We start from the raw sequence: 25,275 nt of genomic DNA, 5'->3' as shown, positions 1-25,275 counted from the left end.
TAAATTACTTCTTCGCTAATGCTGAAATTCTGCTTGAAAGCGAGAACAAACGAATAAACCCTTCAGCATGTGATTGGTCGTACACATCATCTTCACCAAAGGTCGCGAAATCTTCACTGTATAAACTATGTGGTGACTTTTTCTGCACCGCAGTTACTTGACCTTTATAAAGCTTAAGCACAACTTCACCCGTAGCCAGTGTTGATAACGCTTCTGCGCCTGCTAAGATTGAGTTTTTAAGTGGTGTGAACCAACGACCATCATAAACTAGGTGTGAAAACTCACCGCCCAGCACTTCCTTCCATTTACGGCTTGATTTATCAAGTACAAGCTCGTCAATTGCTTGTAGTGCAGCCATGATCACGGTACCGCCAGGTGTTTCATAACAACCACGTGACTTCATGCCCACTAAACGGTTTTCAACAATATCAACACGACCCACACCATGCGGCGATGCTATATCATTAAGTTTCACTAAACAGTCGTAAGGTTTAAGTTGCTCACCATTCACGGCAACCACTTCACCTTCTACTACATTTAAGGTAACTAGTTCTGCCTCATTGGGCGCTTGCTCAGGAGAGTTAGTCCATGTCCATACTTGTTCACTTGGTTGGCACCATGGGTCTTCAAGTTCGCCACCTTCATGAGAAATATGCCACGCGTTAGCATCACGACTATAAATCTTAGTAGCTGATGCTGAACAAGGAATATCACGCTCTGCTAAGTAATCTAATAGCGATTCACGGCTTGATAAATCCCACTCACGCCAAGGTGCAATTACTTTTAAGTCAGGTGCGAGGGCTGCAAAACACGATTCAAAACGAACTTGGTCATTGCCTTTACCTGTACAACCATGAGAAAGCGTGTCGGCACCGACTTTACGTGCAATTTCAACCTGTGCTTTAGCAATGATTGGGCGTGCCATCGAAGTACCTAACAAATAAGTACCTTCGTAGATTGAGCCAGTTTTTAACGTTGGGTAAATGTAATCACTTACCATCTCATCTTTCAAATCAACCACATAACATTCTGATGCGCCTGATGCGATGGCTTTTTCTTCTACGCCTTCCAACTCTTCAGCGCCTTGACCTACATCAGCCACAAACGCGATAACTTCACAGCCATAGTTTTCTTTTAACCACGGCACGATAGCTGATGTATCTAAACCACCTGAATAGGCTAATACGACTTTTTTAATTGAACTCATTGATAATACCTTAAACAAAATTTGGATTTAATAATGTAACAAGCAGTGCATTTTGCGCGTGCATACGGTTTTCTGCTTGCTGTATAATTTTTGATGCCGGGCCATCCATTACCTCAGAGGTAATTTCAAATTCACGGTGTGCTGGCTGGCAATGCAAAACAGTGTCAGCCCCTGTTTGTGCGAGTAATGCTGCATTTAACTGATATGGCATGTACTTTTCTTTAACTTGTTCAAGCGGTGTGTCATCACCCATTGATACCCAGGTATCGGCGTACACAACATTAGCACCTACCGCAGCTTCAACACGGTCGCTCACCATCACTGATGCGCCATTCATTGCGGCTATTTGCTCTGCTTGCTTTAATATTTGCGAATCTGGTGAACTGCCTTTAGGGCAGACTGCAACAAAATCAGTGCCAAGCGTTGCGGCTAGTAGCATAAGTGAATGAGTCACATTGTTGCCTTCACCTAAATAGGCTAATTTCAGCTGGCTTACATCACCGTATACTTCTTGCAGTGTTAAAAAATCAGCCAATGCTTGGCATGGGTGGTATAAGTCACACAAACTATTGACCACTGGCACACTAGAAAACTCAGCCAGTGTAGTCAGCGTATTATGCTGATTAACCCGTGCTACTATGCCGTCAGCCCAGCTAGCAATATTTAATGCAAAATCTTTTACTGACTCACGAGCGCCCATAGCCCCATTTTGCGAATCCAAATAAACCGCATGGCCGCCTAGTTTGTTAATACCAATATCAAACGATAAGCGGGTACGTAAGCTTGGCTTTTCGAACAACGTAACAACTGATTTGCCCGCGAGCGCTTGGCTAAAATCAGCGGGATTAGCTTTAATTTTTTGCGCAAGATTGAGTAATTTAAGTGCGCCTTTTTGATCTAACTCTAGACCTGATAAAAAATGATTAAACATGTAAAACCTATGGTGTAATTTTTGTTCCGACGTGCTCACCGTTAAGTAAAGCAATTAAATTATCTGGCTTTTGCCAGCTCGAAATATACACACCTCGTCGTAAATGTTGGGCAGCGTGAAGACTGGTCTTAACTTTGACCTCCATCCCGCCCACAATTACTCCCTCTGCAATTAAAGTATTGATCTGATTTGTGTCAAGTTGATGTAAAGGCTGTTTATTGCCATCCAGAACCGCCTCTACATCCGTCATAAAAATAATTTCAGCATCGAGCGTTTTGGCTATCGCTGCGGCTGCTTCATCCGCGTTTACGTTATACCAAAGGCCATCTTCACCAAATCCAACCGAACTAACTAACGGTAAACGCCCTAGCTTTAAAAGCTCAGGTAAAACGCTTTGCACTCCACTTTGGCATTGACCAACCTGACCTAATGCTTTTAGCTTTTGTGTAGAAATAATACCAGCCTCGTACAAGCTAAGCCCCACAGGTTTATGCCCTGCAATGATTGCTTGGCTCATCAATTGTTTATTGGCACACCCTGCCAATGCACCAACAATATAAGGCATCTGTTCTTTTGGACTAATACGTAAACCTTGGTGCTTGGCTGTTGCAAAGCCAGCATCTTTTAACCAACTATCAACAAGTGCACCACCGCCATGAACAATCACAAATTGCGATTGAGTCTGAGATGCTAAAGCTTCAAATAATGCTTTTGCTGCATCTTCAGTATTTAGTACTGCGCCACCTAATTTAATAACCCATGTCTGCATTACTAAAACTACCCTTTTAAACCTGTGCTGTGGGGCAAGCCCATAGCTAAATTAATACATTGCAATGCTTGGCCAGCCGCGCCCTTTAATAAATTATCTATCGCCGCCATAGCAATTAATTGGCTACCTTGTTGCTGCCATGCAATATCTACATATGGCTGCTTAGCAACCCCTTTAATAGAAGGTATTTTGCTGCCCAACAAACGAATTAACGGCTCATCTGCCAATACCTGATAAGCATGTGTAACTTGTTCAGGTGTTACGTCTGCTTTTAACTGTACATAAATAGTTTCAAGGATACCGCGAGGGAAATTACCTAAATGCGGCGTGAATAAAACCTTATGACCCAAATGCTGTTCAATCTCAGGGCTGTGCCTATGGTTGAATAAACCATACGGTACCAGTGACACTTCGCAAAAATGAGTGGCAATACTGGCTTTACGCCCAGCACCTGTTACTCCTGATACAGCATTGATTATGATTGGTTGCTCAGCTAATAAATCCGCTTGTTGTAATGGCTTTAATGCATTGAGTGCTGCTGTTGGGTAACAGCCCGCAACCGCTACTAACTGGGCCTCTTTAATGGCTTCGCTATTCCATTCAGCTAAACCATATGCAGCTTGTGCTAATAAGTCAGTGTGCTGATGCTCAAAACCATAATAAGTTTGGTAATCTTCGTTGCTGCTTAAACGGTAACCGCCAGATAAATCGAACACCTTTTTGCCCATAGCTAAAAAGCGTGGCGCTAAATCGACACTTACTTTGTGATCTGTGCATAAACAAACAAAATCAGCATTACTATTAATCTCGTTAAAGGCGGCTTCGCTTAGCGGTAATAAAGGGGTATCTAATAAACCTAAATGCTCTGGATATAAATCACTTAACAATTTGCCTTTATCTAAACTTTGTTCAGACACATAACAACCGGTTAAGGTTAACTGGGAATGCTTTACTACTAAGCTGGCTAACTCAGCACCGCTATAACCACTCGCGCCAATAATTACTACGTTCATTCGTTACTCTTTCTAGTGATAATTAGGTATACATATAGATTTTAAGTGCGTTGCAGGGCACTATTTTGAGGAATGAAATTTCGTTATCGTCGTATATTAGTCATGGCTCTACTTTGATATATTTATGCTTAAAAAGTGAATTGATATTCATCATAAATACTTTTATATTGTTATGCAATTAGAATGAATAATTATTTTGGAATTTTTTATGTCACTCCCTTCTTTTATGTCTATGTATCAGCAATTAATTGCTGCGCCTTCAATTAGTTCAATGGATGAATCTTTGTCTATGAGTAATAAGGGGGTTATCGATTTACTTGCTAATTGGTGTAAAGAGCTCGGATTTGAGTGTGAAATAACTGAGCTTTCAGGTCCTAAAGGTCGTTTCAACTTATTAGCAAAGCGCGGCAAAGGCGATGGCGGTTTAATGCTTGCTGGTCATACTGATACCGTGCCATTTGATGACAGCAGATGGAGCGTTGATCCATTTAAATTAAACGAGTCAGATAATAAACTTTACGGCTTAGGCAGTATTGATATGAAAGGTTTTTTCGCTTTTATTTTGCAAGCAATAAGTGAGCTTGATGAGAGCAACCAATCGCAACCGATTTTAATTTTAGCCACTGCCGATGAAGAAACTACCATGGCGGGCGCCCAGCAAGTTTGTAAGCATTCAAATTTAAAACCTGCACGTTGTATAATCGGTGAGCCTACCGACATGACGCCTGTATTTACGCATAAAGGGCATATGAGTACAGCAATTAGAGTCGTCGGTCGTTCAGGCCATAGCTCTGTTCCTGAGCGTGGTTTGAATGCCATTGAAGTCATGCATCAAGTTACCTCAAGACTACTAGTGCTAAAGCAAGAATTAAAGAATAAATATTCAGTTGAGCATTTTGTTATTCCCTACCCTACTCTAAACCTTGGGCACATACATGGTGGTGACAACGCAAATCGTATTTGTGGTTGCTGTGAAATGCACATTGATATGCGCCCATTACCAGGTTTAAGTGTACAAGAATTACAAGCGATGCTGTTAAATATAGCTGCAGATATTAATAACCAATACCCTGATGCGGTGAGCGTGATTGATATGCATGAACCCATCCCTGCTTTTACAGGCAGTACTGATTCTGCACTCGTTAAACTGGCCGAAAAATTATCTGGCGAGCGAGCTGTGGCTGTAAATTACTGTACTGAAGCGCCGTTTATTCAACAGCTTGGCTGTGAAACTATCGTAATGGGGCCTGGCTCTATTAATCAAGCCCACCAGCCGGATGAGTTTTTAGCAATGGAGAAAATTAAACCTTCGCAAAAAATTATCAGTGAGATGATCAGAGCCAGTTGTTTTCATTCATAACGCTATGCTGGCGAGCCTTTGGCTAGCGCCAGCACTAAATTAATCCATGTATTTAGATAAAAACTTTTTAAAGACAGGATCTGTTTTAGCGAGCTCTTTTTGCTCAGCTAAAATTTCTTTTAAAATAGCTTCGGATGTAAGTGGGTTCGCAAGTACAACCCGAAAAACCACAGTTGGTTGATGATCATACTTTGCTGGTGTTAAACGTGTACGCGATACAAAAGATCGACCCGCTTCACGTTGGCGCTTTTGCATACTGGCTGTAAATCGATTTAATGACGCAAATATCTCTAATCGAGTTTGTTCATCTGCATTTGTGATCTTTTGCTGAATTTGCTTCGGCACATAACGATAGGTCAGCAAACATAACTCTGGCTCAGAGATTAACTCGAAATCCTCATCTTCACTAACAAGAGAAGCAAAGTAACGCGCTTTTTCAATCCCTTTATCGATCAGTATTTCATAACCTTTACGGCCTATTACACGTAAGCAAGCATGCACTAACATCGCCATACCAGGGCGACTACCTTCAAGTGTATGACTACCTAAATCTTTTGAGCCTTTACGTAAAATGTACTCTGCATGATGCTCTATCGCATCAGTAGCTGCTGGGTCTTTGAATAACACTAACCCCGCGCCCATAGGAACGTACATTTGCTTGTGTGCGTCAATTGTGATTGAGTCAGCACGTTCAATGCCTTTGAGTAAAGGTCTGTATGTCTGTGAGAGCAGTGTCGCACCACCCCATGCTGCATCTACATGAAAATGACACCCCAGCTCTTGGCTTAAATCAGCCATATCGTTAAGGGGGTCAATGTTGCCTGTCTCAGTTGTGCCTGCTACGCCCACAATCGCCATGACCTTAATGCCTTGGGATTGAAGTTCATGCGCTTTGTCTCGCATCGCCGCAATGTCTACTTTATTGTCATTGGCTGTTTTTATCGCGATAAAATTATCACGACCTATACCCAATAAATCTGCTGATTTACCCAATGAGTAATGCCCACGCTCTGAAACTAATACAGCCAACCCTTTGTAGCCATAGTGCATCATTGCACTTATTAACCCTTGTGAGCCAATTCCTTTAAACTTACCATCGGCTTTTAACAAGCGATTGCGTGCTATCCATAACGCTGTGATATTAGCTACGGTGCCACCAGAGCAGAACGCTCCCAATGAGGTTTTAGCGCTGTGCATCCACTTGCTGTAAAAGGCATCGCTTTGCCCATACGCAAGGTGATGGATCATACCAAGCACTTGACGCTCTAATGGGGTAAATGCCTTTGATGTTTCTATTTTGACTAAGTTTTGATTTAGCCCCACCATTAATTTTGATAATGGCAATACAAAGTGCGGCAATGCAGAAGTCATGTGACCAATAAAGCTAGGCGCAGCAGTATGCACAGAGTGTGCAACCAATTGCTCCATTATGTCTTGTGCATAAGTAGAAACAAACGTTGGATCTTCTGGGATCACTGCCGATTGAAAGTCTTTTTCAATTTCATGCAGTGGCTTTTCTATAGCCGCGATGTTCTCATTTAAGAAGCCAGCCAAATTGCTTGAAATTTCAAGCTCAATTTTACTCAATGTTGAGTCCGGTGCTTCAGGCACGGTAAATATACGCATCAGAGTTTCTTTAGAGGCGACGGCACAACGCTTTTGATCCATCTTAATACCCAGTAAGTGCAGTTTTTCATAATCAAAGTACCTAGGTTATATGGCTTTTTGAATAACAAACTAAACCGCATTGTTTCTACGAAATGCGCTAACTTTACTGCAATAGAGTATAAATGTCTCGTTTAAAGCCATAAAAGCCGACAATTGCATGACAAATTAATGATAAATTAGTTAATAATCCAAGAAAGATTTAATTATAGGCAGCAGTTCCTTTTTTTGTATAATGCGCCAGTAAACAAATAAGGAACAAGAATGATTAAAACAAGTTTAAGGACAAACTGGATTGTTGCGGGCTTTTTAATATTTTTAGTGAGTTTACTCAGCTACGTTTATTATACTTACCACACCGCCCGTGCAGAAATCATGCAACAGCTAGATACACGGTTATTAAATGCAGCTGTAAGCGTAAAACATATATTAGGCCATGATTACCATGAGTCATTAAAATCGGGAAGATCGATCCCACAATTTGTGTTTCAGCAAAAAAGCCGTCAACTTTCAGAATTCGCTAACGCGCTTGATATTGCCTATGTGTATGCCATGGTATTAAAAGATAACCGTGTACATTTCACTGCGTCAAGCTACACCCAAGAGGATCAAAACTCAGGGAAAGTCACTCAATTTCTTGATCTCTACCCTGAAGCAACCAAAGCCAATATCAGCGCATTTTATTCGACCGAGCCTGTATTTGAAATTTCAAAAGATCAATGGGGGCATTTTAAAAGCATTTTCGTGCCTTACATTGATAACGCAGGCAATACTTACCTAACGGGTGCTGATATTAAAATATATGACCTCAATCAACACCTTAACCAAAGCGTGTCAAAAGCAGCTGCGCTTGCGAGTTTTTTCTTCTTTATCGCCTTATTAGTCGCAAGCATTTATATTTATTTGCTCAAACGCGCCCTTTCAACGGACAGTAGTAGCGGTTTTGCAAACCACATTGCACTTGAATATTACATGAGCAAATCTTCTCACTTTCATTTACAAGTTGCTGTTATTTGGATCAATGAAATTGAAGATATTAATAGTTTTTACGGTACAAAAGTAGGTGATAAAGTTATGAAAAACTTACTTGAGTACTTTGCTAAACGTCGTCCCGCAGGCAGTGAAATATTTCGTTTATCAACGAACAAAGTGGTTCTAATAGGCCCGTTTGAAGAACAACATCGCGGGTTCAGTGAATTAGTACAAGGATATAATTGCAGCTCTCCTTTGCTTAAGGAGCCATTTATTTATATTACGCTATGTGCAGGTATTGCTCACGGAAACAAAGCAATGCTGCTTGAAAATGCCCACATAGCTGCCCTGCAAGCGAAACAAGGACGCTTTAATGTTGTTAATTACTCAAATGCACTACATGATGTGAAAAATCAGTATCAATATAATGTTGAAATGGCTAAAGAGGTCAGAGAAGCATTTGATAATAATCGTATTATTGCGTATTTCCAGCCTGTTTATGATTACAGCAGTGGCGATGTTCTAAAATACGAATGTTTAGCACGTATGATCACCTGTCATGGTGAAATATTACTGCCTGAGTCATTTTTAAATGTCGTTAATCGCTCTCGTATGGACGGTGCTCTTACCCGCACAATGCTCACTCAATGTTTTGAGCGTTTTAGACGGACAAGTTTGTGCTGGAGCATTAATATCACTGTGCACGATATGTTAGACCCAAGCCTCAGCGAATATCTTGAACAAGAGCTTAATCGCTACCCCCAACCTAGTAACATTACATTAGAGCTTTTAGAAACCGAAGCTATTGCAAACTTCTCTGAAGTGAAAGCATTTATCGCATTGGTTAAACAACGTGGTATTAAAGTCGTTATTGATGATTTTGGAACAGGTTATTCAAATATCTCTAACGTGCTAAAACTTGATGTCGATGGGATCAAGCTTGATGGATCTCTAGTTAAACAGATTGCCCATGACACTGATATTTATCTGTATATCGAACATATTGCGAGCTTTGCAAAGCAATTAAATTTAGAGCTAATTGCCGAGTGTGTTGAAAATAAACCAACCATCAACACACTCTTAAAAGCCAACGTACATTTAATGCAGGGCAATTACTTTGCCTCACCGGCTCCACAAATAAACCCACTCATACAAGCGATTAACTCAAATCAATCACTAAACGGTGACTCTGTTGACCACTCGCCCAATATTTACGCTCAAATGGAGTGATAGCTTCATCGCTTTCAAACAGTTCAACGTCGCAATTGTGCCCAGTTAAGCGCAGTGCTTGGGCAAACTCTTTCACATAGATATCCCAGTTACTGCGAACCTCTAAACGCCCACCTAGCTTAACAATAAAAGGAAAGATTGCTGCACCATGCCAACGTCGCTGAATGTGCTTCGCTTTAGGCCATGGGTTTGGATACAGTAGGTAATGATGAGAGGGTTGCCAATCAGCAGCCACAGCCAAACGCCAAAAGTCATTTAGATCTGCTTGCACTAAAATATAATGACCTGAATCTGTTTGTTTATATTCCACATCATGCTTATCTAAACGATGTGATGATTTATCAATACCAATGACTAATGCATCAGGGTGACGCTTTGCTAAATTAGCTGTACTTTCACCAACACCACAGCATGAATCAAGAATCAAAGGACCACTAAACGCTTGTACTTTTTCGTTTACTTCATCAAACGCAGATTGAGTATGCGCAGCAATAGGCTTTTTAAACTCAGCTTTTAAGTGCTTGCTGACAATTTCTTCAAGCTTTTCATTCAAGCCATCTTGGTTTGATACAATACTTCGTGAATTTGCATCACTCATCAGTGTCTAAGCCCCACACCTTTTTTGATTAGCGTTAACGCTAATGTAAATAAGGCCGTAATAAATAAAAACAACACACCAAATGCGACTGATAAATCAACATCTGACACACCTAAAAATCCAAACCTAAATGCGTTAACCATATAAATAATTGGGTTGATTTGTGACACACCTTGCCAAAAGTCAGGTAACAGAGTTATTGAATAAAACACCCCGCCTAAATAAGTAAGTGGTGTGAGTATAAATGTAGGAATAATACTAATATCATCAAAACTATTGGCATAAATCGCGTTAATTAAACCGCCCAGTGCAAACACGGCTGAAGTTAAAATAACAGTCGCAATGATGACAAAGATATTATGAATTTGAATATCAACAAATAGTAAAGATACACAAGTAACAATTAAACCAACCAACATACCCCGGGTCATCCCTCCTCCCATGTAACCCAGTACAATAATGTAGTTAGGCACAGGAGCAACAAGTAGCTCTTCTATACTTTTTTGAAATTTGGTGGAGTAAAAACTCGATGCAACATTAGAATATGAGTTAGTAATAACCGACATCATAATTAAGCCCGGAACAATAAACTCCATGTAGCTAAAGCCACCCATTTCACCAATTCGAGAGCCAATTAGATTACCAAAAATAACAAAGTATAGGCTCATTGTAATAGCAGGTGGCACCAGTGTTTGTACCCAAATACGTAAAAAGCGGATACACTCTTTTATCCATAAACTTTTTAAGGCTACGCCGTATTTAAACATCTACTTCTCCCGCCCTTGTTCTAATAAACCGACAAATAACTCTTCTAAACGATTTGCCTTATTGCGCATGCTTAGCACCGTATTTCCTTGTTCTGTTAACGCACTAAATACAGCGTTAAGGCCTTGTGATTTAGCCACTTCAACCTCAATGGTATGATCATCTACCATAGAAAATTGATACCCCGCGAGTGAGACCGGTTGTACAGGCTGCTTTAAATCTAAAATGAAAGTTTCTTTGTCCAGTTTCGTCAGTAGTGCTTTTATTGTGGTGTTTTCAACGATAATCCCCGAATCAATAATGGCAATGTTTTTACAAAGCAGTTCTGCTTCTTCAAGATAATGCGTGGTAAGAATAATGGTCACGCCTTGTTCGTTAATCTGCCTTAAAAAATCCCACATTGAGCGACGTAGTTCAATATCAACACCCGCTGTAGGCTCATCAAGAATAAGTAATTTTGGTTCATGCATCAGCGCACGAGCAATCATCAAGCGGCGTTTCATCCCACCTGACAAAGTGCGTGCTTGCTTGTCTTTTTTCTCAAGTAAACCTAGCTGCTGCAGGTATTTATCGGCACGCTGATGAGCTATTTTACGTGGCACACCATAATACCCAGCTTGGTTCACTAATATTTGGGTGAGTGTTTCAAATTGACTAAAATTAAACTCCTGCGGCACTAAACCCAATTCTGATTTAGCGGCCTCCAAGTGAGTATCAATGTTATGACCAAATACCTCTACTTGGCCGGCCGTTTTATTCACAAGCGACGAAATAACGCCAATCGTCGTTGATTTACCCGCTCCATTTGGACCAAGCAAAGCAAAAAAGTCCCCTTTTTGCACCTGCAGGTCAATATTTTTAACTGCTTCAACACCATTTTTGTAGACCTTTCTGAGGCCCTTAATTTTTAAAGCTGTGGTTTGTTCGCTCACTTTTTACCTTCCCCATAACCCCATCGCTTAGTAAGGGTATGCTCAATATTTAAATGATCTAAAATTCGTGCCACCATAAAATCAACCAAATCACCTATAGACTCTGGTTGATGATAAAATCCCGGTGCTGCTGGCATAATAGTGACGCCTAACCTAGCTAGTTTAAGCATATTCTCAAGATGTATTTCACTAAACGGTGTTTCGCGCGGCACTAAAATAAGTTGCCCACGCTCTTTGATAACCACATCAGCCGCTCGCTCAAGTAAGTTATCTGACGCACCAACAGCAATAGCAGACACCGAGCCTGCACTACATGGGCAAACAATCATCTTTTTAGGCGCCGCCGAGCCTGACGCCACAGGGCTAAACCAGTTGTCTTTACCAAAAACCTGAAGCTGCTCAGGTAGCGCATTAAAAAGCGCGCACAATTGCTCGGTTGCTTTGTCTTCATTGGCTGAGAGTTTAATGTTTGACTCTGTATCCAGTACAACGCGCGCTGCGCTTGAGATCAACACATATACTTTAAATTGCTGTGCTAATAACACTTCAAGTAAACGTAAACCATAGGGAGCACCGGATGCCCCACTAAAAGCAAGTGTGATGGTTTCTTTATATTGCACTTAAGCTCTCACTTTTTAAGTTAATTATACTTCGTCTCTATCGCGCGAATTAATTGCTCGTGCAGGCCATTAAAACCGCCATTACTCATAATTAAAATATGCTGTTGTGGTACTACGTCATTCACAACTTTCGTAACGATTTCGTTGGTGCTGGTAAAACAATTCATACCAGCTTGCTGAGCTTGCTCGTTCAACGACCAGTTAAGATTATCTGGCTCAAATAAGTAAACCTCATCAGCATCCCTCAGCGACGCTAACAGTGTATGTTGATGCACGCCCATTTTCATGGTGTTCGAACGAGGCTCTAAAATCGCAATAATTTTTTCGTCGCCAACCTTAGCACGCAATCCCGCCAGTGTGGTTTTAATGGCTGTTGGGTGATGCGCAAAGTCATCATACACCTTAATATTTGCGATATCCGCCTTGAGCTCCATGCGTCGTTTTGGGCTTATAAACTCAGCTAATGCGCTAATGCTATGATCAATTGCAATACCCACATGGCGCGCTGCTGCTATCGCCATAATGGCATTTTTAACATTATGCTCACCAATAGCTTGCCACTTAACCGTGCCAACAATTTTATCGTTTAGTAATACAGTAAACTCACTGCCATCACCTTTGTGTAGGTTATAGCCCCAGTCACCGCCCAATGTTTCGCTCTCACTCCAGCAACCTTGTTGTATGACTTCATCTAGGGCGAGCTCATCACTAGGCCAAATGACTTTTCCACTACTGGGTAATGTACGCATTAAATGGTGAAACTGTTTTTTTATTGCATTTAAATCGTCAAAAATATCAGCATGATCAAACTCTAAATTATTTAAAATGAGCGTTCTGGGCAAATAATGAACAAATTTACTTCGCTTATCAAAAAAAGCCGTATCGTACTCATCAGCTTCAATGACAAAAAAGGGCGTTTCGCCAACGCGCGCTGACACTCCGAAATTTTGCACAACCCCACCAATTAAAAAACCTGGTTTTAAGCCCGCATATTCTAATATCCACGCAAGCATACTGGCGGTGGTTGTTTTGCCATGCGTTCCAGCAACAGCAAGTACCCAGGAGTCTTGTAATAAGTTATGTTTTAACCACTCAGGACCCGATGTATATGGAAGGCCTTTATCTAACACGTATTCTACACACGGATTACCACGACTCATTGCATTACCAACTACCACCATATCTGGCGCAGGTTCAAGTTGGGCGGTGTCATAACCTTGAGTGAGTTCAATACCGAGCGACTCAAGTTGGGTGCTCATTGGCGGATATACGTTTTGGTCAGACCCCGTTACAGTGTGACCGAGCGATTTAGCGATTGCGGCAATACCACCCATAAAAGTACCGCAAATACCCAAAATATGAATATGCATCTGTGCTCCTTTGCTGCATTTCTAGGTGCGCAGCGCAATTAATAATAGCGATAGTAAGCTTGATATAATGCCAAATTTAGCGCCTAGTTACCATTGCCATCTCGCACAACACCTTTGCAAAAAAGTGACACATAAACAGTAATTTCAAAAAAGTTCATTGCCAACGGTTTAAGTGCGCAAAAATCATGCGTCACTTTTTATACAAAACCCTAAATAAAGCTCAATTAACAGACTAAGTTATTTATAAATAATTTAGTTTTAGTTAATAAATAAAGTGATTCAATTCAAAAAAACAGTTTGCAAATAGAAGTGTAAAGTCATGATTACAAATTAAAAACCATATAATCAAGGTTATACCAAAAAATACCCACAATAAATACAAAATACACAATTAAGAAACAATTGATACATCCCCTACTTTCAAGACTCAATTTAGGTACTGTGATAAAACATCTGCAAATTACATTTACTTACATTTTCTGATGTTTATTTGGTATCAGCCAAAACTGACTCAGTTGAGAAAGTAAATAAGTTCCATCAAGTTTTAATCGGTCTTTAAAACTTGTCGAAATTAAAAGGTGTTATGTTGAAAAAATTAAATCTTATCGCAGCAGCGGTTAATACAGTACTTGTAACAGGTGCTATTGGCGCATCGAGTGTATTCGCTCAGTCAACGGCAGATGCTAAACCTGTTGAACGAATTCAAGTGACTGGATCCAAAATCAAACGTTTTAACCTAACCTCGCCAACGCCTGTGACTGTGATCAGCGGTGTTGAGATGGAAAACCAAGGTATTACTAACGTTAATGATTTGCTTGCAGAAATGCCACAAGCGACGGTTGGCCTCTCACCAGAAACAACAACTAATACTATTTATGCGTCAGGTCTTAACACAACCGATCTTCGTGGTTTGGGATCAGAGCGTACATTAGTGCTTGTTAATGGTCGCCGTTTTGTACCTGGTTCTGTGGGTGACACTGCAGTTGATTTAAACAACATTCCTACCACAATGATTGAACGTATTGAGATAGCTACAGGTGGTGCAGCAGCCGTTTACGGTGCTGATGCAGTAGCAGGTGTGGTAAATATCATTACTAAAAAATCAATGGATGGGATTGAACTTGATGTTTCTACCGTACGTCCAGAGCAAAGTGGTGGCGAGCAAAACAACTTCTCAATTACTGGTGGTATGGAAGGCGATAAACTCTCTTTTATTGCTTCATTTAATTACACAGAAAACAAAAGCTATGGCAAGCTGAGCCGTGACTTCTACCGCAACCCTGTGAACTCATACGCAAACCCAGCAAATACAAGTGGTGATGACGGTATTCCTTCACGCGTTATTTTAGGTCAACCTACTGGTCTTGCTTATTATTCTGAAGGTGGCGACTTCTTCGCTAAAGACTCACTTAAAAATAATGGTTATGACAATCACCACTACACTTTTGATGCAAATGGTAACCTAAAACCGTTTGACTATGGCTTGGGGCGCATTCCTAACCCAGGTGTTGGGCGTGATGCGTCAAACTACTTCCAAGATAGTCAAAATCAAGGCGATGGTGTTTTTGGCCACGGCTATAAAGATTATTTTCAAACGCCATTAGAGCGTATAATTGCTTCAGCGTACGGTACATATGAACTCAATGACGACCACGCTTTAACCTTTGACTTCACTTACTCAAATACAGAAGCAACAACAGAGAGCTCACCTTCTTTCTTTCGCCATACAATACGTCGCGACAATGCATTTATTAAAGACGATATGGCTAAAGTAATGGACGACAATGAGCTTACAGAGGTAACACTTCGCCAAGCTAATGAAAACTTATGGGGCGACCGTGCATACAACCAAGAGCGCGAAGTATTCCGTACTTCAATTGGCGCTGAAGGTATCTTAAACGACGACTGGGGCTACTCTGCTTACGCGCAATTTGGTCGCATCGAGCAAGATACTCTTTGGACTGGCGAAGTATTAACGCAAAACTTAGCTAACTCTATTGATGCCGTTGAATACCAAGGCAATGTAGTATGTGCCAAACGTGATGCTAAAGGTAATGTAGTAGGTGCTATTGAAGGTTGTACGCCATTTAACACAATGGGCGCGACTTCTGCAACACAAGCACAGTTAGACTATATAGCGACTGATGCAACACGTTTTGCTAAGCACGACCAAGCCGTGTTTGCTGTTACTGTAGATGGCGCCTTATTTGAACTACCAGCAGGTTATGTTGCAGCTGCATTTACCGCTGAGCACCGCCGTGAGTCAGCAACTATTACACCGTCTGAAAATATGCAAAAAGGCTTAATTTTTGGTAATTCAAGCCTTCCTATGGATGGTGAGATTGATGTAAATGAGCTTTCAGCTGAAATATCAATTCCATTATTAGAAGATGCATTCCTAGCAACTGACTTAACCCTTGAAACGGCGTTCCGTTACATGGATTACTCAGTTACAGGTGAAGATAATGCCTGGAAGTTAGCCCTAAACTGGGGTGTAACTGATGAGTTACGTGTTCGTTTAAATCGTTCTAAATCAGTACGCGCTCCCAACCTAGGGGATTTATTCACGCCTAACTCAAAAACATTTAGCTCAGGTCGCGCGGATGTGTGTAGAGCTGACTCTATCGCTGAGTCAGGCAGTAAATATAAAGATAATGTAATCAAAAACTGCCAAGCAGCTGGGCTTCCTAAAGGTTGGATGCCATCAGATGAATGGCTTTCAGGTGGCAGCTTACCAGGCTATATTCAAGGTAACCAAAGCCTTAAAAATGAAACATCTAACGATTATACCATTGGCTTAATTTATACACCTGAGTTCGTGGAAGGGCTAGATATAACACTTGATTACTGGTCATTCGAAGTAGAAGGCGCTATTGAATACTTTGGCCGTAACAGCGTTGAGCTTTGTTATGAATCATCGTCTTTAGATAACCCTTTCTGTAGTAACGTTGTGCGTAATGAAGAAACGGGTGAAATTGAAAACTTCTTCACTCGCCCAATTAATGCCGCTGTTATTAATAAAAAAGGTGTTGATGTTGAATCAGCATACCGCACTGAGTTGTTCTCTGGTGACTTGGCATTGAAACTAACAGCAACTTACCTAATAGAGGACAACAATAACTCTACAGGCCGTGCTGAAGATTTTAGAACTGATGTAGGCGAAACAGCTTCACCTCGCTGGAAGGGCCGTTTTAATGCTGTTTATTCTCATGATGACTCAGCGTATGTGCTAACCATGAACTACCGTCATGCAACAGTTAATGATAATGACTGGACCATTGAAGACAACAACTACAATGATATCCCGTCTTACACTACGTTTGATTTCATGTACAAAACTTATCTAATGGATGAGCTACAGTTACGTATTGGTGTTAACAACATCCTAGACCGTGAGCCACCACGTAACCCGTTCACGTACGACGATGGTGAGTTCTTTGATGTTAAAGGCCGCCGTTTATCGTTAGGCGCTAAATACACATTCTAAATGTGTATTAGCTAATAACAAAAAACGCCTTAGCTCAGTGAGCTAAGGCGTTTTTATTTGTATGTATAACTGCCTAAATCATTAAAAATACAATTAAGCCAATACCGAGTAATAAACGATAAATAACAAATGGCATCATGCCCATACGTTCAATGATTTTTAAAAACAGAAAGATACAAGCGTATGCAGAAACAAATGATAAACCCGCACCTAAAATTAGCGTAGTCCAATCCACAACTTCATCACCCAACGCTAACTCAACTGTATAGTACAACCCCATCATCGAAATAACAGGAATGGCCAGTAAAAATGAAAAACGTGCCGCACTTTGCTTATTCATTCCAAGTAATAAACCAGCGGTCATAGTAATACCTGAACGTGACGTACCCGGGATCATTGCCATGGCTTGCGCCATACCTATCATCAGGGCTGATTTCCAGTTTAATTGGTAAATTGTTTTAGTTTGCTTACCTTTCACATCTGCATACCATAGGAGTAAACCAAACAAAATAGTCGTTACAGCAATAACCCATGCACTGCGCAAGTACAACTCAATTAAGTCTTTAAAAATTAACCCGAGTACAGCTGCAGGGATAGTCCCTAAAATAATCCACCAGCCGAGTTTACTATCATCGGTTGTACCCTGTTGCCCAAATGATTTGAACCACGCTCCTAAGATTTCGACTACTTCTTTTCTAAAATAGATTACAACCGCAACAAGCGTTCCAACATGTACTGCAACATCAAAGGCCAAACCTTGGTCTTCCCACCCTAATATTTGTGAGGGAAGAATCAAGTGTGCTGAACTTGAAATAGGTAAAAACTCAGTCAATCCTTGGATCAGGGCTAAAACAATAATTTCGATAATACTCATGGGTTAGTAAACTCCACCTTCCATAGTTTTTGATTGGGGTTGTTGTAGTTACTCCATAACTGGGCGATCGTTTGCTCAGCAACAGGGTGATAAAAATTTGGCGCTATTTCTGCTAATGGCTGCAGTACAAATGCATTTTTTGTTATTTCATCGCGCGGGAGTTGTGCTGGTGAGTCGCAGACAACATCGTCGTAAAACAGTAAATCTAAATCCAATGTGCGCGGGCTAAACTTTTTATCATTCGCTGTCCGGCCGTTTTCTTGCTCAATCTTTTTGAGTAAATAACATAACTGCTCGAGTGGCATTTCTGTTTGCGCGCCCACAACTGAATTATAAAAATTACTGCCAGTGAATCCTACTGCCTCACTTTCAAATACACTAGAATGCTCAAGATGGGGGAAATATGACGTTAACGTTTTCAAAGCCTGACTAATGTAGTGCTCTTTATTTACATTTGAGCCAAGGCTAACATAAATTTGGGCCATATTAACTGGCTACCTTTTGGCGTGTAATTTCAACACCTACTGTCTGTGCTTGCGCCACCGCGGCTGGTTTACTTACTTTAATCGTTATCTGAGAGGTATTAAATTCAGCCAATATAATTGCAGCAAGTTGCTCTACAAGGGTTTCTAACAGTTCAACTGGCTTAGCTGTTGTATGCTCAATAACACGCTCACTCACTTTTGAATAATCTAATGCAAGACTTATATCATCTGTTGTGGCAGCTGGTTTAATGTCGCATAGCATCTCTATATCAAAAAATAAGCTCTGTTTAGTTTCTTTTTCAAAATCATAAACGCCTATGATAGTGTCAACATGTAGTTGTGATATAAAAACCTTGTCCATAACTGCTCCAACTAGAAATTTAAACTCTTTAATGAGTTTACACGCGCTATAATTTATATTTATATCATTTATATACTTTTAGCGTGTTTAACTATGAGAAATTTAACAATACAATGTGCAGTAGGTGCAAAGGAATTACCTAAATATTGAACGCACGTGTTTGTGATGTTAATTTTGTCGCCAATGATAGCCGAAAATGCATGATTAAAAAATAAGGAACCGCGTGATAGCTGTATTAATGTTAGTTTTAGCCTATTTACTGGGGTCGATTTCATCGGCTATTCTAGTGTCTCGGCTTTTTAAACTACCTGATCCACGCTTGAATGGCTCAAATAACCCAGGCGCAACGAATGTATTTCGCTTAGGAGGAGCTTTACCTGCCGTATTAGTTTTAGTTTTTGATATACTTAAAGGCACTATTCCTGTTTGGGGCGCTTATTTTTTAAAGTTAGATCCGCTAATTTTAGGACTAATTGGTGTAGCTGCTTGTTTAGGTCATATGTTTCCAGTTTTCTTTAACTTTAAAGGGGGGAAAGCGGTTGCAACAGCATTTGGCACACTGTTACCGATAGGTTTAACGTTAGGTGGGCTATTAATTTCAACGTGGGTTGCTGTAGTTGCACTCACTCGCTACTCATCCTTGGGCGCACTCACTGCGGTGGCATTAGCACCTCTGTATACATGGTGGATAAAGCCATTGTATACATTACCTGTTACGTTTTTAACTGTGCTAATAATTATCCGTCATCACGGCAATATTAAACGCTTGTTCAGTGGACAGGAGCCTAAAATTGGCGACAAAAAAAAGCCGCCAACTCAAAATGATCAAAACGCGAATTAAATCGCCTCCAAACTATCTATTGGCCAACGTGGTTTAGTCTTCATATCAAGACTTGCAAATTGCCCTGCTTTTAAACGCTGCATGCCTGCATACGCTATCATTGCGCCATTATCTGTACAAAATTCAGTTCTTGGGTAATACACTTGACCTTTCATGCCTTGCATTACGCGTTCAAGCTGTGCGCGCAATTGCACATTGGCACTTACGCCACCGGCAATAACTAAACGCTTTATACCCGTTTGTTTTAACGCACGTTTACATTTGATCACTAGTGTGTCGATGACGGCGATTTGAAAGGCATGAGCAATGTCAGCTTTAGTTTGCTCAGCATCATCATTATCACGAATCGTGATAGCCGCGGCCGTTTTTAAACCACTAAAGCTAAAGTCAAGCCCTGGCTTGTCAGTCATTGGCCGTGGAAATATAAATCGCTTAGGTTCACCCTGCTCAGCCAGTTTAGCCAAGCGAGGCCCGCCTGGGTAATCTAAACCGAGGAGTTTTGCAGTTTTATCAAACGCTTCTCCTGCGGCGTCATCAACAGACTCCCCTAGCACTTCATATTGACCAATACCTTCAACTTTAACCATCATGGTATGACCGCCTGAGACTAAAAGCGCAATAAATGGAAACTCCGGTACATCTTCTTCAAGCATTGGAGCCAATAAGTGCCCTTCCATATGATGTACTGCAACGGCAGGAATTCCCCAACCATAAGCCAATGAGCGCCCTATGGAAGTACCAACAAGTAAAGCTCCAACAAGACCTGGGCCTGCGGTGTAGGCAATACCATCAAGATCTTCAGGACCACAACCGGCTTGAGCAAACACTGCATCAATGAGCGGTAGCGTTTTTCGAACATGGTCACGTGACGCTAACTCAGGAACCACTCCTCCATAATCTGCATGCACTTTTACCTGACTATATAATTGATGCGCAAGTAAGCCTTGCTCATCATCATAAATAGCAATACCAGTCTCATCACATGATGATTCAATGCCTAAAATTCGCACTGCAACTTTCTCCTAACGAGTAGATTTACTTAGATTAATTTTATAACGCTAAACCAATGTTTGTTTGGCCATCAGCAATGGCATGCTGCTTAAGTGATTTAACACTTTGTGATGTAACTCGTCCCATCTGCTCAACATAATCAATTATTTCGCTGAGTACTTCAATTTCATACTGCATTAGGGGATGCTCTCGTACTGTTTTGTTATCAGCAATTTCACCTTCAACTGTCAGTTGATATTCAATAAAGCGTGCTACCGTTGCTTGCGATATTTTACTTATGCTAACGAACTCACTGCCATCTTGTGCAATTAAACCATGCATTAAACCAAGTAAAGCGGTAGCAGCATCTATCGCTGGGTAGGTTCCAAACATGTCAAAGTCTGCTAACTCAGGTACATTCGGTTCAATTTTTTCAATTTGTTTTTCTAAATCAATTTTACTTTTAGGTAAAAGAATTTTTTCCCAGCATACATTAAGTGCACTGCGCAGCGTTGTTTCATCACCAAAACCTGTCGCTTCACTAAATAAACCGTAATTTGGTAGCATTCGCTCAATAAGTGCTGCGGCTAGAACCGCTTGCTGTAAATAGTTAAGCTCTCGAATTCGCTGAAAATTATTCGCTTTAGTCATTCTTTGATGTCCCACAGGACCAACACATTTCAAATGTTGACCCATTATGCTCATTACAGTTGGGGCAAACCCAATCAGGAGCGGATTGTTGATCTTGCCTATAGTTTATCAATATTTCTCGCGCCTGGCGCTCTTTAATCGCATAAACCTGAACTCGAACTTCGGTTTGTGCAATGGGTATCTCACCCACCGCACTTTGTAAAGACTCGCCTAACAATTGACAATTAACGTCATTGGCTAGAAGTAAGCCTTTAACAATATTCGCCTCTACAGCATCCGCAGCACTATAAATGGTGAGCCATTGAAATGGATTATTCATTTATTACTTTCCTGTCATTTTATAAGCGAACTCTTTTACTTTCATTTACTTGATTGCTAGGCTACTGAAGAAACCACTTGTTACTCAGGATCTCACTATGACCCTCACAACCCCTGGCTTGCTCTTTCCTGCAATATCATTGTTGCTGTTAGCCTATACAAACCGTTTTTTAGTATTAGCGCAATTAATTAGAGAGCTAAATGCCCGTGAAGGGAAAACGATTCGCCCAATAGTCGTAGAGCAAATAGCGAACCTTAGAAAGCGTATTAAACTTATAAGAACCATGCAAGTTTATGGTGTAGCCTCATTTTTAATGTGCACTATTTCGATGTTTGCATTATTTATTGAGTTTAAAACCGTTGGCGTAGTCCTCTTTGGTATTAGCCTAGGATGCTTAGCTTTGTCACTTTTAACCTCTTTATATGAAATTCATATTTCCTGTGATGCTATAGAGATCGAGTTGAAGAATATTGAAAAAAAACCACACAGCAAACAGGCAGACTAAAAAACAGACACTATACTCTATATGTGAATAATTAAACTTAAGGGTATTCATTTGAGTGACTTTTTATTTTCAAATGAGGTAATTCAAGAGGCCACACTTAATAGCGAGCCCGATTTTTGGGATGTATTAGTTGTCGATGATGAAGATGACATTCATCAAGTGACCAAATTGGTATTATCCGGCTTTAAGTTTGAGAATAAAGCACTCAGGTTTCATCATGCATATTCTGCCCAAGAAGCCAAGCAATTATTACAACAACATCCTGACTTTTCTGTGGGTTTAATTGATGTTGTGATGGAGACTAGTCACGCAGGGCTAGAGCTCATAAAGTTTATCCGCGAAGATATTAATAATCACGATATACGCTTAATCCTTAGGACCGGACAGCCTGGTGAAGCGCCTGAAGAAGCAGTCATTCGTGATTACGATATTAATGACTACAAAAACAAAACTGAGCTGACCGCTATAAAAATGAAGACGCTGCTTTATTCTGCACTTCGAGCCCACAGAGATATTCAAATTATTGAGCGCCATAAAAAAGGGTTAGAAAGAATAATTACGGCTTCAAGTTCATTTTTAATGTGTGGCAGTGTTAATGAATTTGCATCAACGATTTTAACTCATGTAAAAAATGTATTAGGTTTAGATGGAACCGAAATTTATTGTGCCGCGGCAGTAAACCAACAAACATCTCCAGCAACTGACTTTGAGTTGCTTGCTGCCTCGGGCGTAAAGTCCCTACCAATGAATAGTGATATTCCTGAGAATGTAAAAGCGCTATTTATTGATGCGCATAATCGTAAATCGTCTTATAAAACAAATCATGACTATGTAGGCTATTTCTCTACTCAAGCAGGCCTTGAAGCTATGCTTTACATTCATAAGGGTTCTCAACTAGGAGGCACGGAGCACCAACTTTTAGAATATTTTGCCAACAATATTGCCCTTGCCTACGATAATTTAAAAATGCGGGAAATGGTAAAAGATTCACAAAAAGAGTTATCCTATATTTTAGGTGAAGCCGTTGAGAAACGTTCAAAAGAAACCGGTTCCCACGTTAAAAGGGTTGCCTTATACAGCGAACTTTTAGGCAAGCTGTACGGATTAAATGAATTTGAATGTGAAATAATCAAACTGGCCTCACCACTTCATGATATTGGCAAAATCAGCATTCCTGATAGCATTTTAAATAAACCCGGAAAACTGGATGCTGAAGAATGGAAAATCATGCAGACTCATGCTCAAATTGGATACGACATTCTTAACAATTCCAATAATGAAATTTTAAAATGCGGTTCACTTATTGCTTATCTTCATCATGAAAAGTGGGATGGCACTGGCTACCCTAATGAATTAAAAGGAGAGGAAATACATATTACGGGACGCATTACAGCTCTTGCTGATGTCTTTGATGCACTTGGCAGCGAGCGATGCTATAAAAAAGCATGGTTAATGGATGACGTTATAGCGCTTATTAAAGAACAAAGAGGCAAGCAGTTCGACCCTAAGCTAGTCGATTTATTCATCGAAAATTTAGCACTTTTTTTACAGATAAATAAACAATACCCAGACTAATGGTTGTAACATTTGTGTAAAATGGCCTTTTCAAATTAGGTACAATGCATTAGTATCTATTAGGTTTATTTCAACTATGTTCGCCTCCGTGTGGCTTACTTATTACAAAGGACTATAAAAGTGAGATTTGAACAACTAGAACAATTTGTAGCACTAGGTCAGCTTAGGCACTTTCGCCAAGCAGCTGAAACAACAAAAATTAGTACATCAGCGTTAACACGCAGCATCCAAACATTAGAAGATGAAATGGGTTACGAGCTAGTTAAACGCTCTACTCGTTCGGTAAAATTAACCACTGAAGGTGAATTGTTTTTAAGCTATGCGCAAGCGGCACTGAATGAACTTGAAGTAACTAAAAAACGCCTATACCAATCTGTTAATGGTTGTTCTGATGAAAAGTTAGTAATTGGCTATACCAATAAAGCAAGTGCGATCGTCCCTGTTTCTTGTGGTCAGTTTTTAGCACAATACCCCCATGTAAAAATCGAGATGCAACTTCAAGAACCAAGTGAATTAATGCGTAAACTTCAGCTTGGTGAAATTGATATTAGCGTATGCTCACAAGCAATTAATAGCATAGGTACTGATATTCATTTACCTGATCAACTTATTTTATTTGTAGCTAAAACTCACCCACTCGCTGAAAAAAGTGATATTAGTAAACAAGATCTTATTGACTACCCAATGTATGGCTGTTTCTCACAGTCTAAGCAAATCCAAGCCATGTTAAATGAAGCAATTGAGGGGCTAAATAAAACACCGTCAATTAAAGTGGGCAGCATTGAGCAAGTGATGGATGGTTTATGTAAATCAAATCACTTTGCAATTGCCAGTATTGAACATGCTAACACAGTTGCAGAGCATACCGGTTTGGTGCAATTGAAAACAAATAAGGATTTAACGCAAGAACAACTGATAGTTAAAACAAGCCACCATGTCCCTCAGGGTGACCATGTAAATCAGCTGCTTTCACTTATTAAAAAGACAGCGCTGTCTATTAGTGAATAAACATAAATCAAAAGCCTGATTACTTCGGGCTTTTTTTGCTTCTTTTTAGTAGATTTAAGTTCGCGTAAACGGCTTAATAGGCTAAACTGGCTAACCTTTCATACTTAGTACGTAAAATGATCCCCTATTTCATTTCAGAAATCTATTTAGATGATATCGAAAAGCACGGTTTTACAATAATTCACAATGCGGTCTCTAAGACCCTCATTGCTCAACTCATGCTTGATTGCTATAGAGTAAACCCTGACTTTAATATTGCGGGTATTGGTCGAAAAAGTGATTTACACGTTGATAAAACTATCCGTAAAGATAAAACATTTTGGTTTGATGCCAGCAGCGAGGCACAGATTCATTACTTAGCGCTTATGGAAGAAATGAGGGGAGTACTGAATCGCAGTTTCTTTTTAGGCCTATTCGACTACGAATGCCATTATGCTAAGTACCTTAATGGGGATTTTTATAAAAAACACTATGATGCATTTAAGGGTCGTTCTAATCGTATTTTTACAACGGTACTATATTTAAATACTCCTCCTAGTGGGGGCGAATTAGTAATCTACAAACCTCAAAGCAAGCAAGTCGAGGTTAATATTAAACCTCAAGCAGGCACGCTCGTGATGTTTGAAAGCGATCGCTTTATGCATGAAGTACTTCCTGCTGTCGATGATCGTTACTCTATCGCTGGTTGGTTTAGAATGAATACGTCTATCAGCGGAATTATTGATCCTCCTCGTTAACATTTACTCA

Annotated in this window: 24 protein-coding genes; 8 read left to right on the top strand and 16 right to left on the bottom strand. The window is 40.3% G+C overall.

The window, feature by feature from the left end; genetic code table 11:
• Positions 1–4: 4 nt before the first annotated feature.
• From ACFI4Z_RS06040 to argC, 4 genes are read right to left on the bottom strand one after another with little or no spacing between them, the layout of a single operon-like run.
• Positions 5–1,207, bottom strand: a complete 1,203-nt coding sequence (locus ACFI4Z_RS06040; protein ID WP_462669795.1) for an argininosuccinate synthase — start codon at positions 1,205–1,207, stop codon at positions 5–7.
• Between the two features lie 10 nt (positions 1,208–1,217).
• On the bottom strand, positions 1,218–2,138 hold the full coding sequence (locus tag ACFI4Z_RS06035; RefSeq protein ID WP_462669794.1) for an ornithine carbamoyltransferase: 921 nt from the start codon (positions 2,136–2,138) through the stop codon (positions 1,218–1,220).
• A gap of 7 nt (positions 2,139–2,145) precedes the next feature.
• Positions 2,146–2,907, bottom strand: coding sequence for an acetylglutamate kinase (gene argB / locus ACFI4Z_RS06030; protein ID WP_462669793.1), 762 nt, complete (start codon positions 2,905–2,907; stop codon positions 2,146–2,148).
• 8 nt (positions 2,908–2,915) lie between these two features.
• The gene (argC, locus tag ACFI4Z_RS06025; protein WP_462669792.1) at positions 2,916–3,920 is read right to left on the bottom strand and encodes an N-acetyl-gamma-glutamyl-phosphate reductase; all 1,005 of its coding nucleotides are present in this window, start codon (positions 3,918–3,920) and stop codon (positions 2,916–2,918) included.
• Positions 3,921–4,128: 208 nt separating this feature from the next.
• Between argC and argE the strand changes: the two genes are divergently transcribed.
• Positions 4,129–5,280 (top strand): acetylornithine deacetylase, encoded by a 1,152-nt coding sequence (gene argE, locus ACFI4Z_RS06020; protein ID WP_462669791.1) that lies wholly within the window; start codon positions 4,129–4,131, stop codon positions 5,278–5,280.
• A 39-nt stretch (positions 5,281–5,319) separates the two neighbouring features.
• Here the strand turns inward: argE and panP are convergent, their stop codons facing one another.
• Positions 5,320–6,948, bottom strand: a complete 1,629-nt coding sequence (gene panP / locus ACFI4Z_RS06015) for a pyridoxal-dependent aspartate 1-decarboxylase PanP (RefSeq protein WP_462669790.1) — start codon at positions 6,946–6,948, stop codon at positions 5,320–5,322.
• 261 nt (positions 6,949–7,209) lie between these two features.
• On the opposite strand from panP, the gene ACFI4Z_RS06010 reads away from it, so the two are divergent.
• Positions 7,210–9,147 (top strand): EAL domain-containing protein, encoded by a 1,938-nt coding sequence (locus ACFI4Z_RS06010; RefSeq protein ID WP_462669789.1) that lies wholly within the window; start codon positions 7,210–7,212, stop codon positions 9,145–9,147.
• On the opposite strand, the gene trmB is transcribed toward ACFI4Z_RS06010, so the two are convergent.
• From trmB to mpl, 5 genes are read right to left on the bottom strand one after another with little or no spacing between them, the layout of a single operon-like run.
• Positions 9,077–9,745: a tRNA (guanine(46)-N(7))-methyltransferase TrmB gene (gene trmB, locus ACFI4Z_RS06005; RefSeq protein WP_462669788.1), complete on the bottom strand. Its 669-nt coding sequence runs from the start codon at positions 9,743–9,745 to the stop codon at positions 9,077–9,079. The genes ACFI4Z_RS06010 and trmB overlap by 71 nt on opposite strands.
• Entirely contained in the window at positions 9,745–10,512 is a 768-nt protein-coding gene (locus tag ACFI4Z_RS06000) for an ABC transporter permease (RefSeq protein WP_462669787.1), read from the bottom strand. The genes trmB and ACFI4Z_RS06000 overlap by 1 nt, the downstream gene beginning before the upstream one ends.
• A complete protein-coding gene (locus tag ACFI4Z_RS05995) occupies positions 10,513–11,442 on the bottom strand; it encodes an ABC transporter ATP-binding protein (protein WP_462669786.1) in 930 nt (309 codons plus the stop codon).
• Entirely contained in the window at positions 11,439–12,062 is a 624-nt protein-coding gene (locus ACFI4Z_RS05990; protein ID WP_099295049.1) for a flavin prenyltransferase UbiX, read from the bottom strand. Before ACFI4Z_RS05990 ends, ACFI4Z_RS05995 begins: the two co-directional genes overlap by 4 nt.
• 20 nt (positions 12,063–12,082) lie before the next feature.
• Positions 12,083–13,432 (bottom strand): UDP-N-acetylmuramate:L-alanyl-gamma-D-glutamyl-meso-diaminopimelate ligase, encoded by a 1,350-nt coding sequence (mpl, locus tag ACFI4Z_RS05985; RefSeq protein WP_462669785.1) that lies wholly within the window; start codon positions 13,430–13,432, stop codon positions 12,083–12,085.
• A gap of 583 nt (positions 13,433–14,015) precedes the next feature.
• Here mpl and ACFI4Z_RS05980 point away from each other — a divergent pair.
• Entirely contained in the window at positions 14,016–16,919 is a 2,904-nt protein-coding gene (locus ACFI4Z_RS05980; protein ID WP_462669784.1) for a TonB-dependent receptor plug domain-containing protein, read from the top strand.
• Between the two features lie 73 nt (positions 16,920–16,992).
• Here ACFI4Z_RS05980 and ACFI4Z_RS05975 read toward each other — a convergent pair whose 3' ends face one another.
• From ACFI4Z_RS05975 to folB, 3 genes are read right to left on the bottom strand one after another with little or no spacing between them, the layout of a single operon-like run.
• Positions 16,993–17,793, bottom strand: a complete 801-nt coding sequence (locus ACFI4Z_RS05975) for an undecaprenyl-diphosphate phosphatase (protein WP_462669783.1) — start codon at positions 17,791–17,793, stop codon at positions 16,993–16,995.
• Entirely contained in the window at positions 17,790–18,278 is a 489-nt protein-coding gene (gene folK / locus ACFI4Z_RS05970) for a 2-amino-4-hydroxy-6-hydroxymethyldihydropteridine diphosphokinase (protein ID WP_462669782.1), read from the bottom strand. Before folK ends, ACFI4Z_RS05975 begins: the two co-directional genes overlap by 4 nt.
• A gap of 1 nt (position 18,279) precedes the next feature.
• Positions 18,280–18,639, bottom strand: coding sequence for a dihydroneopterin aldolase (gene folB / locus ACFI4Z_RS05965; protein WP_462669781.1), 360 nt, complete (start codon positions 18,637–18,639; stop codon positions 18,280–18,282).
• 223 nt (positions 18,640–18,862) lie between these two features.
• On the opposite strand from folB, the gene plsY reads away from it, so the two are divergent.
• Complete coding sequence (plsY, locus tag ACFI4Z_RS05960) at positions 18,863–19,480, top strand: glycerol-3-phosphate 1-O-acyltransferase PlsY (RefSeq protein ID WP_462669780.1); 618 nt, start codon at positions 18,863–18,865, stop codon at positions 19,478–19,480.
• On the opposite strand, the gene tsaD is transcribed toward plsY, so the two are convergent.
• From tsaD to ACFI4Z_RS05945, 3 genes are read right to left on the bottom strand one after another with little or no spacing between them, the layout of a single operon-like run.
• A complete protein-coding gene (tsaD, locus tag ACFI4Z_RS05955; RefSeq protein WP_462669779.1) occupies positions 19,477–20,490 on the bottom strand; it encodes a tRNA (adenosine(37)-N6)-threonylcarbamoyltransferase complex transferase subunit TsaD in 1,014 nt (337 codons plus the stop codon). The two genes, plsY and tsaD, sit on opposite strands and share 4 nt — an antisense overlap.
• Positions 20,491–20,530: 40 nt before the next feature.
• The gene (locus ACFI4Z_RS05950) at positions 20,531–21,121 is read right to left on the bottom strand and encodes a YjaG family protein (RefSeq protein ID WP_462669778.1); all 591 of its coding nucleotides are present in this window, start codon (positions 21,119–21,121) and stop codon (positions 20,531–20,533) included.
• Positions 21,114–21,440 (bottom strand): putative signal transducing protein, encoded by a 327-nt coding sequence (locus ACFI4Z_RS05945; protein WP_462669777.1) that lies wholly within the window; start codon positions 21,438–21,440, stop codon positions 21,114–21,116. The genes ACFI4Z_RS05950 and ACFI4Z_RS05945 overlap by 8 nt, the downstream gene beginning before the upstream one ends.
• 97 nt (positions 21,441–21,537) lie before the next feature.
• Between ACFI4Z_RS05945 and ACFI4Z_RS05940 the strand changes: the two genes are divergently transcribed.
• The 4 genes from ACFI4Z_RS05940 to ACFI4Z_RS05925 all read left to right on the top strand — a co-directional run bounded on the left by ACFI4Z_RS05940 (position 21,538) and on the right by ACFI4Z_RS05925 (position 25,265).
• The gene (locus ACFI4Z_RS05940) at positions 21,538–21,945 is read left to right on the top strand and encodes a DUF2721 domain-containing protein (RefSeq protein WP_099295059.1); all 408 of its coding nucleotides are present in this window, start codon (positions 21,538–21,540) and stop codon (positions 21,943–21,945) included.
• Between the two features lie 51 nt (positions 21,946–21,996).
• Positions 21,997–23,520: a DUF3369 domain-containing protein gene (locus ACFI4Z_RS05935; protein ID WP_462669776.1), complete on the top strand. Its 1,524-nt coding sequence runs from the start codon at positions 21,997–21,999 to the stop codon at positions 23,518–23,520.
• 120 nt (positions 23,521–23,640) lie between these two features.
• On the top strand, positions 23,641–24,528 hold the full coding sequence (locus ACFI4Z_RS05930) for a LysR family transcriptional regulator (protein ID WP_099295061.1): 888 nt from the start codon (positions 23,641–23,643) through the stop codon (positions 24,526–24,528).
• Between the two features lie 116 nt (positions 24,529–24,644).
• Entirely contained in the window at positions 24,645–25,265 is a 621-nt protein-coding gene (locus tag ACFI4Z_RS05925) for a 2OG-Fe(II) oxygenase (RefSeq protein WP_099295062.1), read from the top strand.
• Positions 25,266–25,275 lie beyond the last annotated feature (10 nt).

The sequence above is a fragment of the Pseudoalteromonas sp. RWi3 genome (genome assembly GCF_054960735.1).
Note: the sequence above shows the minus strand (reverse complement) of the source record. Positions and strands in the feature narration are given on the sequence as shown.

Bases quoted from the DNA above. Each gene is read 5' to 3' on its own strand.
- ACFI4Z_RS06040 (WP_462669795.1), bottom strand. From the start codon at position 1,207: ATGAGTTCAATTAAAAAAGTCGTATTAGCCTATTCAGGTGGTTTAGAT.
- ACFI4Z_RS06035 (WP_462669794.1), bottom strand. From the start codon at position 2,138: ATGTTTAATCATTTTTTATCAGGTCTAGAGTTAGATCAAAAAGGCGCA.
- argB (WP_462669793.1), bottom strand. From the start codon at position 2,907: ATGCAGACATGGGTTATTAAATTAGGTGGCGCAGTACTAAATACTGAA.
- argC (WP_462669792.1), bottom strand. From the start codon at position 3,920: ATGAACGTAGTAATTATTGGCGCGAGTGGTTATAGCGGTGCTGAGTTA.
- argE (WP_462669791.1), top strand. From the start codon at position 4,129: ATGTCACTCCCTTCTTTTATGTCTATGTATCAGCAATTAATTGCTGCG.
- panP (WP_462669790.1), bottom strand. From the start codon at position 6,948: ATGGATCAAAAGCGTTGTGCCGTCGCCTCTAAAGAAACTCTGATGCGT.
- ACFI4Z_RS06010 (WP_462669789.1), top strand. From the start codon at position 7,210: ATGATTAAAACAAGTTTAAGGACAAACTGGATTGTTGCGGGCTTTTTA.
- trmB (WP_462669788.1), bottom strand. From the start codon at position 9,745: ATGAGTGATGCAAATTCACGAAGTATTGTATCAAACCAAGATGGCTTG.
- ACFI4Z_RS06000 (WP_462669787.1), bottom strand. From the start codon at position 10,512: ATGTTTAAATACGGCGTAGCCTTAAAAAGTTTATGGATAAAAGAGTGT.
- mpl (WP_462669785.1), bottom strand. From the start codon at position 13,432: ATGCATATTCATATTTTGGGTATTTGCGGTACTTTTATGGGTGGTATT.
- ACFI4Z_RS05980 (WP_462669784.1), top strand. From the start codon at position 14,016: ATGTTGAAAAAATTAAATCTTATCGCAGCAGCGGTTAATACAGTACTT.
- ACFI4Z_RS05975 (WP_462669783.1), bottom strand. From the start codon at position 17,793: ATGAGTATTATCGAAATTATTGTTTTAGCCCTGATCCAAGGATTGACT.
- folK (WP_462669782.1), bottom strand. From the start codon at position 18,278: ATGGCCCAAATTTATGTTAGCCTTGGCTCAAATGTAAATAAAGAGCAC.
- folB (WP_462669781.1), bottom strand. From the start codon at position 18,639: ATGGACAAGGTTTTTATATCACAACTACATGTTGACACTATCATAGGC.
- ACFI4Z_RS05950 (WP_462669778.1), bottom strand. From the start codon at position 21,121: ATGACTAAAGCGAATAATTTTCAGCGAATTCGAGAGCTTAACTATTTA.
- ACFI4Z_RS05945 (WP_462669777.1), bottom strand. From the start codon at position 21,440: ATGAATAATCCATTTCAATGGCTCACCATTTATAGTGCTGCGGATGCT.
- ACFI4Z_RS05940 (WP_099295059.1), top strand. From the start codon at position 21,538: ATGACCCTCACAACCCCTGGCTTGCTCTTTCCTGCAATATCATTGTTG.
- ACFI4Z_RS05925 (WP_099295062.1), top strand. From the start codon at position 24,645: ATGATCCCCTATTTCATTTCAGAAATCTATTTAGATGATATCGAAAAG.